This is a genomic window from Janthinobacterium sp. Bl 1 (assembly GCF_058215535.1).
In genome coordinates this window covers 3,604,817-3,620,786 of record NZ_CM177086.1, presented here as the reverse complement: position 1 = coordinate 3,620,786, position 15,970 = coordinate 3,604,817, and the positions used below count along the sequence as shown (strand labels likewise).

At 60.1% G+C, this 15,970-nt stretch carries 10 protein-coding genes; 1 reads left to right on the top strand and 9 read right to left on the bottom strand.

Annotation, left to right across the window (positions count from 1 at the left end; all coding sequences use genetic code 11):
* Positions 1–29: 29 nt before the first annotated feature.
* The 5 genes from AC4BCN_RS16100 to AC4BCN_RS16080 form a co-directional block, all read right to left on the bottom strand.
* The gene (locus tag AC4BCN_RS16100) at positions 30–701 is read right to left on the bottom strand and encodes an HNH endonuclease (protein ID WP_034748029.1); all 672 of its coding nucleotides are present in this window, start codon (positions 699–701) and stop codon (positions 30–32) included.
* Positions 698–2,095: an AAA family ATPase gene (locus AC4BCN_RS16095; RefSeq protein ID WP_338678749.1), complete on the bottom strand. Its 1,398-nt coding sequence runs from the start codon at positions 2,093–2,095 to the stop codon at positions 698–700. The genes AC4BCN_RS16100 and AC4BCN_RS16095 overlap by 4 nt, the downstream gene beginning before the upstream one ends.
* Before the next feature lie 283 nt (positions 2,096–2,378).
* Positions 2,379–2,684, bottom strand: a complete 306-nt coding sequence (locus tag AC4BCN_RS16090; RefSeq protein ID WP_034748032.1) for a hypothetical protein — start codon at positions 2,682–2,684, stop codon at positions 2,379–2,381.
* A 17-nt stretch (positions 2,685–2,701) separates the two neighbouring features.
* Positions 2,702–3,139, bottom strand: a complete 438-nt coding sequence (locus AC4BCN_RS16085; RefSeq protein ID WP_152546386.1) for a hypothetical protein — start codon at positions 3,137–3,139, stop codon at positions 2,702–2,704.
* The gene (locus AC4BCN_RS16080) at positions 3,136–4,041 is read right to left on the bottom strand and encodes an alpha/beta hydrolase (RefSeq protein ID WP_490491219.1); all 906 of its coding nucleotides are present in this window, start codon (positions 4,039–4,041) and stop codon (positions 3,136–3,138) included. Before AC4BCN_RS16080 ends, AC4BCN_RS16085 begins: the two co-directional genes overlap by 4 nt.
* Positions 4,042–4,180: 139 nt before the next feature.
* Between AC4BCN_RS16080 and AC4BCN_RS16075 the strand changes: the two genes are divergently transcribed.
* Entirely contained in the window at positions 4,181–7,381 is a 3,201-nt protein-coding gene (locus tag AC4BCN_RS16075; RefSeq protein WP_490491218.1) for a PAS domain-containing protein, read from the top strand.
* A gap of 9 nt (positions 7,382–7,390) precedes the next feature.
* On the opposite strand, the gene AC4BCN_RS16070 is transcribed toward AC4BCN_RS16075, so the two are convergent.
* The 4 genes from AC4BCN_RS16070 to AC4BCN_RS16055 are packed head-to-tail and all read right to left on the bottom strand — an operon-like array spanning position 7,391 to position 15,830.
* On the bottom strand, positions 7,391–10,279 hold the full coding sequence (locus AC4BCN_RS16070; RefSeq protein WP_490491217.1) for a hybrid sensor histidine kinase/response regulator: 2,889 nt from the start codon (positions 10,277–10,279) through the stop codon (positions 7,391–7,393).
* A 7-nt stretch (positions 10,280–10,286) separates the two neighbouring features.
* Complete coding sequence (locus AC4BCN_RS16065) at positions 10,287–11,477, bottom strand: hybrid sensor histidine kinase/response regulator (protein ID WP_128143197.1); 1,191 nt, start codon at positions 11,475–11,477, stop codon at positions 10,287–10,289.
* Positions 11,467–12,348: a CheR family methyltransferase gene (locus tag AC4BCN_RS16060; protein WP_490491216.1), complete on the bottom strand. Its 882-nt coding sequence runs from the start codon at positions 12,346–12,348 to the stop codon at positions 11,467–11,469. The genes AC4BCN_RS16065 and AC4BCN_RS16060 overlap by 11 nt, the downstream gene beginning before the upstream one ends.
* Entirely contained in the window at positions 12,348–15,830 is a 3,483-nt protein-coding gene (locus tag AC4BCN_RS16055) for a response regulator (RefSeq protein WP_490491215.1), read from the bottom strand. Before AC4BCN_RS16055 ends, AC4BCN_RS16060 begins: the two co-directional genes overlap by 1 nt.
* Positions 15,831–15,970: the final 140 nt, after the last annotated feature.

The window sequence follows — 15,970 nt, the reverse complement described above, 5'->3', positions numbered from 1 at the left end:
TCACACACTCTGGCCTCTTAGCAGACCTTTCATTTATGAACTGAAATATTCACCTTAGATATGCGCGCAAGCAATAACTCTTCTAAAGTGTTAACTTGATATTTATCAAATTGCAAGCAAACAGACCTGAGCGTCACCTCAAATGTTTCATCTAGTCCAAACATCTTTTTGGTCGCCTTTCCTTTACGAGACTTACGAACAAGCTTGAGCAGACCATCGTCCTGCAACTGGAGATGACGAGAAAATTTATCCAAATAAGGGTGAATAATATTAAAATCACATTTATCATACTCAGCAGATGCCTTTTCAACAGTCTCCGTATCGCCTTTATAATCGCTGGAATTGCATTTCGAACAGGCAAGAATTAAATTTCTGCTCTGAAAGGTGAACTGCTTATACAAACTTTTCGGAGCGATGTGGTCGCGCTGGATACCCTTATAGCCACGCTCACCGTTCCTAGAAACAAAGCTAAAACCACAGTAATAGCAGTACCCGTCTTGTGCTAACTCCAAGAATTTTTTGATATTAGTTTTAAGTGTGTCCCGATCTTTGCGCTTATGTGGAATGGTAGCTATGCTGCCGCTCCACATCTCATCATGACCTAGCGTTGAATTGTGAAGAGCATCCACTAAGGACTGTTCCGCAACGGTGTACGTATATGCCGCAACAATTTGTTCCGTGAACCTTAATGCATTTTTCATGACTTTTCTTTTATGATTTTCTCAGCTTTGTTGATGAGTTTAAACAATGGATCGATTTCAGTAATATTAAATTTTCTAATTCGCCCCAAAGATTCTTTGAATTTTCGAAAGCTTCCCGAATCGTTGCTCATGTAATCGATGATGATTCGTAGGTCAAGTTCGAGGTATTTGTTTCTAAATCCGGTGACTCCAAAGACTTGATATAATGTGTGCTCGGGCGACCATCCGTAACTATTAACATCTAAAGCATCAACGAAAATTTCTCCGCGCTCATGATTAAATTGGAGTGCCAGAATTGTGGAATTTCTCCCCTCCAAATTGGACAATAAAAAATGCGAATGTGTGGCTATTAAAGAGTGACAACCCAAAAAACCGACTAATGCTGCATCTAGTATCGATAGAAAGTCGATTTGCCAGTTCGGGTGCAAACTTATTTCTGGCTCGTCAATCATGATTACTGAATCATTTTCCACGTGCGCAATAATCGACAAGAATATTCTCAAGATGTTGAACTCACCCGAACTGGATTGATGTAAGTCGATGCCATTATTCGAGAATATTGAAAGTGTTTTTATAGTTAGAATCTTAGCTTCCGTCAAACGTGATATCATTGTCAATTTATCGAATAATTTTTTATTTCGACTAATTGTAGATAAGTTGGCTTGCGCCGATGCGTCATTTTCTATAGACGTGAGAAAATCTTTAATGGCGACTTCATTTTCGATATAGAAATCAGATGTCACGAATCCACGGAAAGCTGCATTCTGAAAACTTGCACTTCCTGCCATTGCGTTGCTGTGAAGCTTACGTCTTCCTGAGTCATTGAAAGCAGCGAAATTACTACCTCGTTCCAGCGTGATTGAGAATTTGCTGTTGAAGCCAAGTTTATTCAGAACCTCCAGTGCACCATTCACCCTACGTGTCGATCGGCATATCAAAAGCATGTCTTGGAACATCTTTTCTTTCATATTGGAGAAAAAGATGTTATTGGAAGCAGTTTTCAAACCCAAATACACGTAGTGCTCACTTTTCCGTACACTATTTTTCGCTAGAAACGGAAAGCGATCATTTGGCGTGGAAGAAATCGCCAAAATCTTTCCTTTTCCGAAATTTCCTCCGGAGCTTATATCGCTACTGCTGATCAATAGGGCTTTTCCAGCCATTTCTGCTTCAAGGTCATAGCTATAATCAATCCCGATAAGAGACTTGATTTTTCTCTCACTACATTCAATGGTCAATGCATCCGCGATGCAAGATAATATTGTACTCTTGCCAGTTCCATTTGGGCCAATGATCACCGTCTTGTAGTTGGTGCCTGCGTCACAAGCAGATGAAAGAGGGAAAGATAAGTTTGAAAATAGGCCATGCCCGTTAATCGCAATTTTTTTTAACAACAATCAAAGCCTCTTTAATTTTTAATTCAAATTGAAAATACGTGGCATTAAATCAAGCACAAGGGGGGAATGATTTAACCAAATTTTTTCGGTTAAAAAATGTCGGATTTAGTGCCGCCAGCTTTTGATCGGTAGCTGTCGTTGCCAGGTTCCGCCCTATAAAGGACACTGGTTCCGCGACACTAACTTTCCATGGAGTCATGAGCATAACGAATTACCCAGCGAAAAAAGTCACGCATTGTCACGTCGTTTAGCTGACGTCGCAGGTGCTAACTGTCCGTCATCACTTGCCGATTAGTTGCACTTCCAGTACGTTAAACACCGTTATCCCTGAAACAGACGCAATGTCCCAAGGAGCTTGTGTATTGATGCGCACCAGCTTGCGCCCAGCCGTGTCCATCCATTCGTGTTCGACAACGCAAGCAATGTATCCCGGCTGCGGATAGCTGCTGTCCGCACGCAGATCGCTGCTACTGACCACTGGCACTTTCTCAATGAATTCATGCCTGCCGCCATCGGCATCGCTCAGCACGCACGCGACTACGCCCGGAAAGGCGTCGTCAACGTAGCGTTCGATCTGTACGGACATTTTTCTTGTATCTCTGTTTAGACTTGAAACTTCCATGTTGCCTCCGCTAACTCAGGCTCTGCCTGGCAAAATGCGCTGAGGCAGGCGTTCCCGGTGACGACCAGCCATTCGCGCCGTGTGTGTTCAAAACCCTGTAGCGTGTTCTCTTCCATACCCCAACCTCCTGTCAGCACTTCCAAGAGGTGGCTGCCGCACGGGAAGTCACTGGAATTCCAGTATCGCACCAGGTCGACCTCATCAAGCAAGCGAAATCCGTCTACGTCGGGGAACGTAATCTTCAGGCCGCTGACGTCATTTTGCTCTCGCGAACAGGCAATCAGCACAATCAGTGTGCCGTCGGCATAGCTGACGGAGGCAATATCGGAGTTGGGCTGAACACCGCTTGACGGCAGATATGCGCGAGCCTTGAGCGCTACTTTTGTCATATCGCCCGCTTCAGGCACTACTCTCATCATTTCGTCTCCATCCCCAACATCCCCCGAACCACCACCAAAATCATCCCCCAAGCATTCGACGTGGCCGCAATCTCGTCATAATGACTGGCCCCCGGCAAAATCAGCACTTCCGCATGGTCACCGGCCTTCACAGCTTTCGCTGCGTAATCGTGTGCCACGCGGGGAGGGGAGATGGTGTCGAGTCCACCTGTAATCAGCACGGTGCGGCTGCCGTTGGGGATGAGGTCGGCGGCGTTGGTGTCGCTGTAGATGTCGGGGCGCGTTGCGCTGGGCTGGCCTGCCAGCTGGGCGATGTCGCGCTCGCAGCTGGTCTTGATCAGGTCTTTCTCATGGCGCAGGTCGGCCAGGCCGCCCAGGCTGACGATGTTTTTCACTGGCAGGAACTTGTCGCGGTACAGGGGGCTGGTCTTTGGCAGTTTTTCCCTTCCTGCGATCCATTGCACCAGCTGGCCGCCGGCCGAGTGGCCCATGGCGACGATGCGGTTCACGTCCAGCTGGTATTGGCGCGCGTGCTGCTGCAGGCTGTCGAGTGCCGCGTGCATGTCTTGGTAGGTGCCCGGATAGCCGCCGCCCGGCTCGTCCACGCGGCGGTACTCGACATTCCACACGGCGATGCCTTGCGCGACGAGGGCGCCGGCCACGTTACGCATCTGCTTGATGCCGCCGAAGGCCACCGTCCAGCAGCCGCCATGCACGAGCACGACGACGGGGAACGGTCCGCTGCCTTCGGGCCGGAACAGCTGTGCGTATTGCGACGGCGCGGGGCCATAGGCGATCTGCGCCGTGGGCGGTGGGCCGTTCAGGGCCAGGTAGTCGTCCAGGCTCATGGGGGCGGCGACAGCGCCGTGGACTGAGGCGAGCAGGGCGGTGGCGATCAGGGAGGACGGCAGGGAAGTAGGCATGCTGGAATTCGCTTGAGAAGAGAGCAACACTTTAGCATAGGGGCAGGTGCACGTAGAGATCAAACGATGGGCTGTTTCCTCCTGCAAGAGGGTTGCCCCATGGTATATTCCGGGCATCAGTTTTCCCCTTATCGACACGGTGCACGCAAACAACATTCTTTCCTTGCTGGACGCCGAGCATAGTGCGCTGGGCAGCATTGCGGCAGGCGCCGATCTGGCCCATGCATTGGAGCATTTGTTGCTGGCGCTGCAAGCGCTGGCCGACGGCGGCGCGCATGCCTGCCTCGTGCTGATCGACGAGTCCGACCGCTTTTGCGGCTTGTCCGCGCCCAGCCTGCCACAAGACCTGTGCCTGGCCTTGCGCCATGGTGGCGAACAGCCATCCCCGTTCGGCACGGCGGCCTTTTCCGGCGCGCCCGTGTATTGCGGCGACATCACGCGCGACGTACACTGGAGCGCGGGGCGCAAGGATGCCTTGCTGCACGGCTACCGCGCCTGCTGGGTTGCCCCCGTGTTCGGCGCCAAGGGGCATATCCTGGGCGTGCTGGGCCTGTTTTTCCAGGTGACATGCCATCCCACGCAACCGGAGATCGAACTGCTGGCGCTGGCCGCGCGCGTGGCCGCGCATGTCATCGAGCGGGGCCAGCTGGAACAGGCGCTGCACGACAGCCGCGAACATTTTCATTACGCCATCGAACTGAACACGCAAGTGCTGTGGACGGCCGATATCGACGGCAAGCTTGACTATGTCGCGCAGCGCTGGCGCGAATGGACTGGTGGCAACGGCCTGGGCACCAGCTGGCTGGAAGCCATCCACCCCGAAGACATTCCCCATTCCTTGGCGGCCTGGAGCGAAGCGGTGGGCAGCGGCCAGCCTTTCGACCAGGAAATGCGCGTGCGCCGGCAGGATGGCCAGTACCGCTGGGTGCATTCGCGCGCATATTGCCGGCGGGACGAGCGCGGCCAGGCCGTGAAATGGTATGGCTCGTGCGAGGATATCGACGAACACTGGCAGGCGCGCAATGCCTTGCTCGACAGCGAGGCGCAGTTCCGTTCGCTCGCTTCCACCATGCCCAACCAGGCCTGGCTGGCGCATGGCAGCGGCGCCACCTACTGGGTCAACGAACAGGTGTGCGAATACACGGGACAATCGATGAAGTCGCTCGTGTCCAGCGGTTTTCGCCACTGCGTGCATCCGGACGACGTGCAGACCACGCAGAGAAGCTGGGACCGGGCCGTCGCCACGGCCAGCGCCTATGAACAGGAGTTCCGCATGCGCCGCGCCAGCGACGGCGCCTACCGCTGGTTCCTCGCGCGCGCCTTGCCCCTGTTCGACGAGGCGGGCAAGGTGCTGCGCTGGGTGGGCACGAATACGGACGTGCAGGAACAGAAGAACGTGCTGGAAAAGATGGCCTACCTGAATTCCTCGCTGGAAGTGGAAATGGCCAACCGCACGGCCGACCGCGACCGCATGTGGCGGCTGTCGACCGACATCATGCTGGTGGCGGACCTGTCCGGCATGATCATCGCCGTCAATCCCGCCTGGAGCAAGATCCTCGAGCGCCCGGAAGTCGAATCGCTGGGCATGGACTTCATCAGCCTCGTGCATCCCGATGACCGCATGGCGGCCTTGCAGGACTTGTCGCGACTGGCCCATGGCGCGCCCACCTTGCGCATGGAAAACCGCTACCGGCGCCGCGATGGCGGCTACCGCTGGATTTCCTGGACGGCCGTGCCGGCGCAAAAGCTGATCCATGCCATCGGCCGCGACGTCACCGATGAAAAAGAGGCGCGGCTGGCGCTGGTGCGCAGCGAGCAAGCTTTATTGCAGGCGCAAAAGCTGGAATCGATCGGCAAGCTGACGGGCGGCGTGGCCCACGATTTCAATAACGTCCTGCAAATCATTTCCGGCAATTTGCAGTTACTGAAACTGACGGTGGCCGACAATCCGCAGGCGGCCCGCCGCCTCGATTCCGCCGCCTCGGCCGTCGACCGGGGCGCCAAGCTGGCGTCGCAGCTGCTGGCCTTTGCGCGGCGCCAGCCGTTGAAACCGCTGGTGACGGACCTGGGGCGTTTGCTGCGCCGCATGCATGAGCTGATCCGCCGCGCGCTGGGCGAAGCGATTACCGAGGAAACCTTCATCAGCGACGGCCTGTGGCATACGCTGGTCGACCCGAACCAGATGGAAAACGTGCTGCTGAACATGGCCATCAACGCGCGCGATGCGATGGACAAGGGCGGACGCCTGACTTTTACCTTGAGCAACGTCACGCTCGACGCCGCCTACGCCAGCCAGCATGCGGACGTGCTGGAGGGGCAATACGTGCTGCTGACCATCACCGACACAGGCCATGGCATGGAGCGCGACGTGATCGACCAGATCTTCGAGCCCTTCTTCACCACCAAGCGCGAAGGCGAGGGCACGGGCCTGGGGCTGTCCATGGCGTATGGCTTCATCCGCCAGAGCGCGGGCCACATCAAGGTGCACAGCGCACCGGGCGCCGGCACGACGTTCAAGATTTATCTGCCCCGTTCGCTGGAAAAACTGGCCGAACCGCCACCGAGCCTGACGGGTCCCGTGCTGGGCGGTGGCGAGACCATCCTCGTCGTGGAAGACGATGCGCCCGTGCAGCACACGGTGGTCGACATGCTGCGCGGCCTAGGCTACGACGTGCTGCATGCCGATGACGGCGCCTCGGCCCTGGCCCTGCTGGGCACGGGCGTGGCCATCGATCTGCTGTTTACGGACGTGGTCATGCCCGGCCCCGTCAGCAGCAAGCAGCTGGCGCAGCAGGCCAGGCTGCTGCTGCCGGAGCTGGCCGTGCTATTTACCTCGGGCTACACGCACAACGCCATCATGCAGGGTGGGCGGCTGGACCCGGGCGTGGAGCTGTTGAGCAAACCGTACCAGCGCGAAGACCTGGCGCGGCGCATCCGCCATTTGCTGGCCGACCGCCGCCTCGTGGGCGCGCCCGACCCTTCCGGGCGGCGCATCCTGCTGGTGGAAGACAATGACGATGCGCGTGAAATGACGACGGAAATGCTCAATATGCTGGGACACACCGTGCACGGCGTGGCCAGCGCGGAAGCGGCCATGCCGCTGTTGGCCATGCCGGGCCTGGACGTGCTGGTGACGGACATCAGCCTGCCCACCATGTCCGGCCTGGAACTGGCGCGCCATGCGCGCGCGCACTGGCCGCAGCTGGACGTGGTGTTTGCTTCCGGCCATGACTGGGGCGCCAGCCTGATGCAGGACGCCAGCGCCCGTTTCCTGCGCAAGCCGTTTGGTCTGGAAGAGCTGGCCAGCGCACTGAAGGCGCGCCGGCTCGACGTCTACTAACTTAGTGGCTTACTCGGCTGGCGCCAGCAAGGCTTGCTGCAATTGCTTGACGGTAAATGGTTTCACCAGGAAGCGCGCTTGCGGGTCCAGCACGCCGGAATTGGCCGGTGCATGGCCGGTGGAAAATACCACTTCCAGCTGCGGATAGTCGCGCGCCGCCAGTTCGGCCAGCTCGGCGCCCGACATGCGCGGCAGGCTGATATCGGTCAGCAGCAAGTCCAGTCCCGGCGTGCCCAGCAGGGGCAAGGCTTCCTCGGCCGTGCCCACGGCCAGCACAGTATGACCGAGCATGGCCAGCAATTCGCTCGTCATGGCGCGCGCGTCTGCATTGTCTTCCACCAATAAAATATGTCGTCCCGCCGGCTGTGCGGGTGGGGGTTGCGGCGGCGCCAGTTGCGCGCGGTACTGGTGCAGGGCCGTCACGTGGCGGCCATTGGCCAGCAGGTGGCGGATGCGCCGCGCCAGGTCTTCGCGCCGGTACGGCTTGCTCAACAACTCGACACCCGGTTCCAATCGGCCGCCCTGCATCATGGCGTCTTGCGTGTAGCCCGAGGTAAACAACACGGCCAGCTGCGGCAGCAGCACGCGGGCCTGGCGCGCCAGCGCCGTGCTGGCTACCTTGCCTGGCATCACCACGTCCGTAAACAGCAGGTCGATGGGAACGCCGCTGCCGATGACGGCCAGCGCGCTTTCGCCATCGCTGGCGCGCAGCACGACGTAACCCAAGCCGCGCAACATGTCGACCACCGTCGTCTGCACGTGCACGTCGTCTTCCACGACGAGGATGGTTTCCTTGCCGCCCAGCACGGGGCCGCCCAGTTGCAGCGGCAGTTCCGTTTCCGCTTCAAGCGAGCGCGGCAGATAGATGCGGAAGGTGCTGCCATGACCAGGCAGGCTGTCCACCGTCAGGTGGCCGCCGCTCTGGCGCAGGAAGCCGTAGGCCATGGACAGGCCCAGGCCCGTGCCTTCGCCTTCCTTCTTTGTTGTGAAGAACGGCTCGAAAATCTTGTCCAGCAGCTCGGCGGGAATGCCTGTACCCGTATCCGAGACGGCCAGCAGCACGTAGTCGCCGGGCGCCACGTCCGCATGGCGGGCCGCGTAGTCGCTGCCCAGCACGATGTTGCTCAGTTCGATGGTCAGCTGGCCCTGGCCATCCATGGCGTCGCGCGCATTGATGGCCAGGTTGAGGATGACGTTTTCCAGCTGGTGCGGGTCGACCAGGGCGCGCCAGCAGTCGTCGGCCAGCAGCCAGCGCGTTTCGATGGTTTCGCCGGTGGCGCGCCGCAGCAGCTCTTCCGTTGAGCGCAGCAGCTGCGCCAGGTCCGTCACCAGCGGTTTCAATGGCTGGCGCCGCGCAAAGGCCAGCAGCTGGGCCGACAGTTTGGCACCCCGTTCCACGGCGGCCGAGGCGCTTGCGATGCGCTTGGCGGCCAGCGGGTCGTCATCCAGGCTCAGCTGCAGCAGCTGAAGATTGCCCGAGATAATTTGCAGCACGTTATTGAAATCGTGGGCCACGCCGCCCGTCAGCTTGCCCAACGCTTCGAGCTTTTGCGATTGCAGCAGGGCCATCTCGCTGTGGCGCAACGATTCCTGCATGCTGCGCAAGGTGCTTTGCGCTTCCTTTTCCAAGGTGACGTGGCGCCCGGTGGCGAAAATCAGGTCGCCTTCGATGGCCGCCACCCAGGACAGCCAGCGGTGGCCGCCGTCGCGGTGCCGGTAGCGGTTTTCAAAGCTGGGCAGGGCCTCCTGCGTCACTTGCGCCAGCGCCTGGCGCGTGGCGGCGGCATCTTCGGGCATTACGAAGTCGAACAGGCTGCGGCCCAGCATTTCCTCGGGCAGCCAGCCCAGGATGGCGCCGGCGGCCGGGTTGACGGCGGCAAAGCAGCCTTCGGCATCGATGGCCACCATCAGGTCTTGCGCGCTGCGCCACAGGCGCTCGCGCTCGCTGTTGCGCGCGGCCAGGTCCGCTTCCAGCTTCTTTTCCACGGTGATGTCGCGCGCGCTGCAATACACCTTCTCGCCTTCGGGCACGGCCACCCACGACAGCCAGTGCCAGCCGCCCAGCTTGTGGCGGTAGCGGTTTTCGAAGCGCAGTGCCGGCTGGCCCTGGTTGGCAGCATCCCAGGCCGCATAGGTGCGCGGCAAGTCGTCCGGGTGGATCAGTTCAAAGAATTTCGTCGTGCGGATTTCCTCCCTGGACCAGCCCAGGGTGGCTTGCCAGGCGGGGTTCGAGTGTTCGAAATAGCCGTCGAGGTTGAGCACGCCCAGCAAGTCGGGGCTGACGTTCCAGGTGCGGCCGAATTCGCGCGTGCGCTCGGCCACTTGCGTTTCCATGCTGGCAGTCAGGGCGCGCAAACGCGATTCCGCCCGGGCCCGCAAAATGGTCGACCAGACGCGTTCCGACACTTGCACGGCCAGTTCGATCTCGTCCGCATGCCACAGGCGCGCCGCGCTGCTGTGTACGACGAACAGGGCCTCCAGCTGGCCATCCTTGGCAATCGGAATGTTCAGGAAGGCACGGATGCCCAGGCGCGCGAACGCGGCCAGCGCGGCCGGCATGGCTGTGCGCGGGTCGCTTGCCACATCGCTGACGGCGAGCGCCTGGCCGGCGGCAAGGGCATCGGCCAGACCTGCCGCGTAATCGCCGAGGAAATACTCGCCGGCGGCGCCCGGTGCCAGTCCATCGCTCCACGCATGCTGCAGGGTGGGGCACTGCAGGGTCTGGTCGATATCGAAACAGGCCACTTGCTGGGCGCCCAGGCGCTGTCCCAGCAGCTGCGCCGACAGGGAAAGAATCTCGCCCGTGTCTTGCAGCAGGCGCAGCCGGCGTTCCAGTTGCAGCAAAAAGGCGACGCCGCTGGCGCCGGCCTGGCTGCGGGGGACGGGGGTGCTGGTCATGCCGGCCTCAGCTGCCGGCCAGCGGCAGGGTGACGCTGAACAGGGCGCCATTGCCGGGCTGGCTTTGCAGGGTGATGGCGCCGCCATGCGCATCGACCAGCTGCTTGGTGATGAACAGGCCCAGGCCCAGTCCGCCCGTGCGGTCCTGGTGCATGACGCGCTCGAACGCGTCGAAAATGCGTTCCTGGTCGCGTGCGTTGATACCGATGCCATGGTCGCGCACTTCGATGACGGCGCTGTTCTGCGTGTGCGCCAGGCTGATTTCCACGGGCTGGCCCTGGCCGTAGCGCACGGCGTTGCTGATCAGGTTGACAACGATTTGCTCGACGCGGAAGGCGTCCCAGAAACCGTGGATGGGCTCGAAGGCCATCACTTCCAGTACGCTGCCCGTGGCGGCCGCATACGGGCCCAGGTCGTCCGCCACGCGGCGCACCAGGCAGGTCAGGTCGACGGCTTCGCGGCGGATCGACAGCTTGCCGCTGGTGATGCGCGATACGTCGAGCATGTCGTCGATCAGGCGCACCATGCTGCGGATTTGCCGCCCGTCGCGTGCCACCATCTTGCCCAGCTTGTCCGGCTCGAAGGCGGCCAGGTTGCCCCGTTCCAGGTTAACGGTGCGCATCTGCGTTTCCAGGAACAGCGTATTCAACGGCGTGCGCAGTTCGTGCGCCACCATGGACATGAATTCATCGCGCAGGCGCAGCGAGCGCTGCAGTTCAGCCTGCGTGGCGCGCAATTCCTTCAGCAGCGCTTCCTGCTGCTGGCGGCTGTGCTCGAGTGCCTGCACCTGTCGCCGCGTCTCGCTGCGCTGCTGGTGCAGGGCAACGAAGACATTGACCTTGCTTTGCACGGCATTGATGTCGAGCGGCTTGTGCAGGAAGTCGACGGCGCCGCTTTCATAGCCCTGGAAGGCGAAATTCATTTCCTTGCCAGCCGCCGTGACGAAGACGATGGGGATGTGGCGCGTCTTTTCCGTGCCGCGCATCAATTGCGCCAGCTCAAAACCATCCATCTCCGGCATTTGCACGTCGAGGATGGCCAGCGCGAAATCGTGCTCGAGCAGCAGGGCCAGCGCTTCTTCGCCGGACGAGGCCTGGTAGACGCTGCGGTCGCTCTCGCGGATCAGCGCGTTGAGCGCGCGCAAGTTTTCCGGCAAGTCGTCGACGATCAGCAGTTTGGTGCTTGTTTCATTCATCATGTTTCATTCCTGGCATGTGCCGTCCAGCGTAGTGGGAAGCGGCGTGCGACGGCGCACGCTTGCGGTAGAGCTTTTCAGGACCCGGCAATGGCTCGAAGTCGGGGGCAAAGCGCGTGAAATGCGTGCTTTCCTTGCTGCCCAGGCCCAGGAAACCCCGGTGGCATAGCGAGTCCTGGAACAGGCCCAAGGCTCGCTCCTGCAAGGTTTTATTAAAGTAAATCAAGACGTTACGGCACAAAATTAATTGCGTTTCAATAAACACGCTGTCCGTGGACAGGCTGTGGTCGGCAAAGTTGATCTTGTCGAGCAGACCCTGCTGGAACCGCGTCGTGGCATGCTCGACCGTGTAATAGTCGGCCAGTTGGCCCAGGCCGCCCGCGGCCAGGTAGTTGGCGCCATATTCTTCAAGCCGGTGCAGCGGATACGCGCCGCGCGCGGCCGTGGCCAGCGCTTGGGGATTGATGTCTGTGGCGTAAATCGTGCTGCGCTCGAGCAAACCTTCCTCGTGCAGCACGATGGCCAGCGACAGCGCTTCTTCCCCCGTGCAGCAGCCGGCCACCCAGATCGTCGGCGACGGGTAGGTTTTCAGCACGGGCACCACGTGTTCGCGCAAGGCGCGGAAAAATGCCGGGTCGCGGAACATTTGCGTGACGGGCACGGTCAAAATCTGCAGCAGGTCGCCAAAGGCGGACGGGTCGTCCAGCACGCGCTGCTGCAGGGCAGGCACATCTGCACAATGCAAACGGTCGAGCGCATGATTGAGGCGCCGCCGTTGCGAGGGCAGGGAGTAGTCGCGAAAATCATAGCTGTAACGCTGGTACAGCGCTTCCATCAGCGCGTGCAGTTGCGCGTCCGTGGTGCGCTGGGACATCAGATGCGTTCCATCTTCGGCATCCACACGCGCAGCAGCGAATACAACCGATCGAGGTCGATCGGCTTGGCCAGATAGTCGGACGCGCCCGCCTGCAGGCATTCTTCCTGGTCATTCTTCATGGCCTTGGCCGTGATGGCGATAATCGGCAGCTTGTTGTAACGGCCATCGGCGCGGATCAAACGCGTCGCTTCCAGCCCATCCATGCCCGGCATCATGACATCCATCAGCACGAGGTCGATATCGTCCACGCTGTTGAGCTTGCTGATGGCTTCGAAGCCGTTGCGGCCGATTTCCACCACCACGCCTCGCTGTTCCAGCGCATTGGTGAGGGCAAAGATATTGCGCACGTCGTCGTCCACGAGCAAGATCTTGCGCCCCTCGAATACGCGTTCGCGGCTGCGCACCTGCTGCAGCATGCCCTGGCGCTCGCTCGACAGTTCGGATTCCACCTTGTGCAGGAAGAGGGTGACTTCGTCGAGCAGGCGTTCGGGCGAACGGGCACCCTTGATGATGATGGAGCGTGAATACTTCATCAGGTCCGCTTCTTCCTCGCGGCTCAGGTTGCGGCCCGTGTAGACGATGACGGGCGGGAACGAGCACAGTTCTTCATGCTCCATGCGTTCGAGCAATTCGTTGCCCTGGATATCGGGCAGCTTCAAGTCGATGATCATGCAGTCGAAAATCTGCGTTTTGAGCAATTCCAGCGCCTGCTCGCCCAGGGCCACGGCCGTGATTTCCACGTCGTCGTCGCTGATCAGGTGCACCACGCTTTCGCGCTGGCGTTCGTCGTCCTCGACCAGCAGGATGCGTTTCATCTGCTGCGTGAATTTCGACTCGAGCTTGCGGAACACTTCCTTCAATTGCTCGCGCGTGCGCGGCTTGGTGGCGTAGCCGATGGCGCCCAGCTGCATGGCTTCCTGGATCTGGTCGTTGCCGGACACGATGTGCACGGGAATGTGGCGCGTCAGCGGGTTTTCCTTGAGCTGCTGCAAGACCAGCAAGCCCGGACGGTCCGGCAAGCCCATGTCGAGCAGGATGGCGTCGGGCAGGAATTCCTCGGCCAGGCGCAAGCCTTCGTCGGCGCCGTGCGCCACCAGGCAGCGGTATTGCATTTCATGCGCGAGGTCGAACAGGATGCCGGCAAACGACGGTTCATCCTCGATCACCAGCACGGAACGCTGGCCCGTCTTGACGGCGGGCACGCTGTCGCGGTCATCCTGGAAGGTGGGCAGCGGCACGGGCTTGGCGGCGGGCGCGGCCTTGGGCGCGGCGGCCGCGATTTTTGCGGGTGCTTGCGGCACTGCGGCCGGGGCCGGCTCCGCTTCCACGGCGCGCTCCGGCATGACGGCCGGCAGCACCAATGTAAACATACTGCCCTGGCCTGGCGTGCTGGCCAGCTCGATACTGCCGCCCAGCAAGGTGGCCAGGTCGCGCGAAATCGACAGGCCCAGGCCCGTGCCGCCATAGCGGCGGCTGGTGGTGCCGTCGGCCTGATGGAAGGCGTCGAAAATCTTGTGCTGCTGGTCGTCGGCAATGCCGATGCCCGAATCCTGCACCTGGAAGCGCACCTGGCCGTCCGCGCCGCTGCTCACGTGCAAGCTGACGGTACCCGTATCCGTAAACTTGATGGCGTTCGACAGCAGGTTTTTCAGGATTTGCTCGAGGCGCTGGCGGTCGCTGACGAGCGACGGCGGAGAGTCCGGCGCCACCTTGACGCTCAAAATGAGTTTCTTTTGCTGCGCCTGGGCGCCGAACAGCATCTTCATGCTGCTGAGCAGTTCGTCGAAAGGCACGGCTTCCGGGGTCAATTCCAGCTTGCCTGCCTCGACCTTGGAAATGTCGAGGATATCGTTGATGAGGGTGAGTAGATCGTTGCCGGCCGAATAGATGGTTTGCGCAAACGTCACTTGCTCCGGCGTCAGGTTGCCGCTGGTGTTGTCCGACAGCAGCTTGGACAGGATCAGCGAGCTGTTCAGTGGCGTGCGCAGCTCGTGCGACATGTTCGCCAAGAATTCGGACTTGTAGCGGCTGGCCCGCTGCAGCTCTTCCGCGCGCGCTTCCAGCTGGGCGTGCGCCTGGACGATGGCCATGTTTTTCTGGTCCAGCGACAGCGCCTGCACGGCCAGTTGCCCGTTCGACTGCTCGAGCGCCGCCTTTTGCTCTTCCAGGTGGGCTTGCGACTGTTCCAGCACGCGCGACTGTTCGCCCAGCTCTTCATTGGCCGTGCGCAGTTCTTCCTGCTGCACTTCCAGTTCTTCATTCAGTTGCTGGGTTTCTTCGAGCACATTTTGCAGGCGCTGGCGGTACAGGGCCGCTTCCAGCGAGGTGCCGACGTTCGCGGCAATCAGGTTCAGCCATTCCTTGGCGCGGGCGCTGACGGGATGCGTAAAGCCCAGTTCGATGACGCCGTTGACGACGCCTTCATTGTTGACGGGCGCCAGGACCAGTTCCAGCGGCGCACCACGGCCCAGGCTCGACGTCACGGTCAGGTAATTCTCGGGCACTTGCTGCACATGCTTGAGGCGCTTTTCGCGGGCCGTCTCGCCCACCAGGCCTTCGCCCAGCTTGAACACCTGCTTTTCCTTGACGCCCTGTTCGTTGAAACCGTACACGGCCGTGCGGCGCAGGCTGCCATCTTCGTCGACGACGTACAGAGTAGCGATGGCCACGTCGAGGCGGTGGGCGAGGAAATCCAGCACGTGCCGTCCCAGTTGCGGCAGGCCCAGCTGGCCGCTCGTGTGGGCCGCCAGTTCCGTCTGCCCCGTGCGCAGCCACGCTTGCTCCTGCAGCACATCGTTGTCCCTGCCACGCTGCTCGAGCGCATCGTTGTAGATATCGGACAGGCGCAGCAGTTCGCGCCGGCCCAAGTAGGCGAGCAAGCCCGACAATCCCAGGCTGAGGATGAGGAACACGACCACGGCCAGCATGGTGCGGCTTTCGGCCGTATCGGCCCGTTCCTGGCGCAGCCGCTGTTCCATGGACAGGAAGGCGAGGAATTCGCGGCGGATTTCGTCAAACTCCAGCTTGCCTTCGCCCTGGCGCACGCGCGCAAGGAATTCCTGGTTGTTGCGGCGCTGGGCGATCACGCCTTCGGCGTAATCGAGCCACTGGCCTTGCAGCGCGCGGATGCGGCGCAAGCGGTCCACCTGGATGGGGCTGTCGGATACCAGGTCCAGCAGGGTGGTCATTTCCACGGCGATCTTGGCCTTGCCCGATTTATATGGCGCCAAAAACGTTTCATCGCCCGTCAGCAAATAGCCGCGCATGCCCGTTTCCAGGTCGACCGACAGCTTCATGACTTCATTCGCGTTGCCGATCACCCGTTCTGAATGCTCGACAGAGCGCAGGGCCGAGAGCAGGTAGGCGATCAAGGCGACGAACACGAGGGCCGTGACGACCCCGATGACCAGCGGCAAGGTCACGTTGCGGGCGAGGATGCGGCGAAAGCTGAAGGAGTCGATCGGGGTCTTGGTATTCATCATGTCCGTGTAAGGCTGTCGCGAAAAAATCAATTTTAATTGAAATGCAAGATTTCTGATGGTCAAGCATAGCGTGCGCTAGCATAACAGCCTTGGGACATTTTTCGCAGGCGCAAGCTAGTGCAATGCGGGGTAGCGCA

Bases quoted from the DNA above. Each gene is read 5' to 3' on its own strand.
- AC4BCN_RS16100 (WP_034748029.1), bottom strand. From the start codon at position 701: ATGAAAAATGCATTAAGGTTCACGGAACAAATTGTTGCGGCATATACG.
- AC4BCN_RS16090 (WP_034748032.1), bottom strand. From the start codon at position 2,684: ATGTCCGTACAGATCGAACGCTACGTTGACGACGCCTTTCCGGGCGTA.
- AC4BCN_RS16085 (WP_152546386.1), bottom strand. From the start codon at position 3,139: ATGATGAGAGTAGTGCCTGAAGCGGGCGATATGACAAAAGTAGCGCTC.
- AC4BCN_RS16080 (WP_490491219.1), bottom strand. From the start codon at position 4,041: ATGCCTACTTCCCTGCCGTCCTCCCTGATCGCCACCGCCCTGCTCGCC.
- AC4BCN_RS16070 (WP_490491217.1), bottom strand. From the start codon at position 10,279: ATGACCAGCACCCCCGTCCCCCGCAGCCAGGCCGGCGCCAGCGGCGTC.
- AC4BCN_RS16065 (WP_128143197.1), bottom strand. From the start codon at position 11,477: ATGATGAATGAAACAAGCACCAAACTGCTGATCGTCGACGACTTGCCG.
- AC4BCN_RS16060 (WP_490491216.1), bottom strand. From the start codon at position 12,348: ATGTCCCAGCGCACCACGGACGCGCAACTGCACGCGCTGATGGAAGCG.
- AC4BCN_RS16055 (WP_490491215.1), bottom strand. From the start codon at position 15,830: ATGAATACCAAGACCCCGATCGACTCCTTCAGCTTTCGCCGCATCCTC.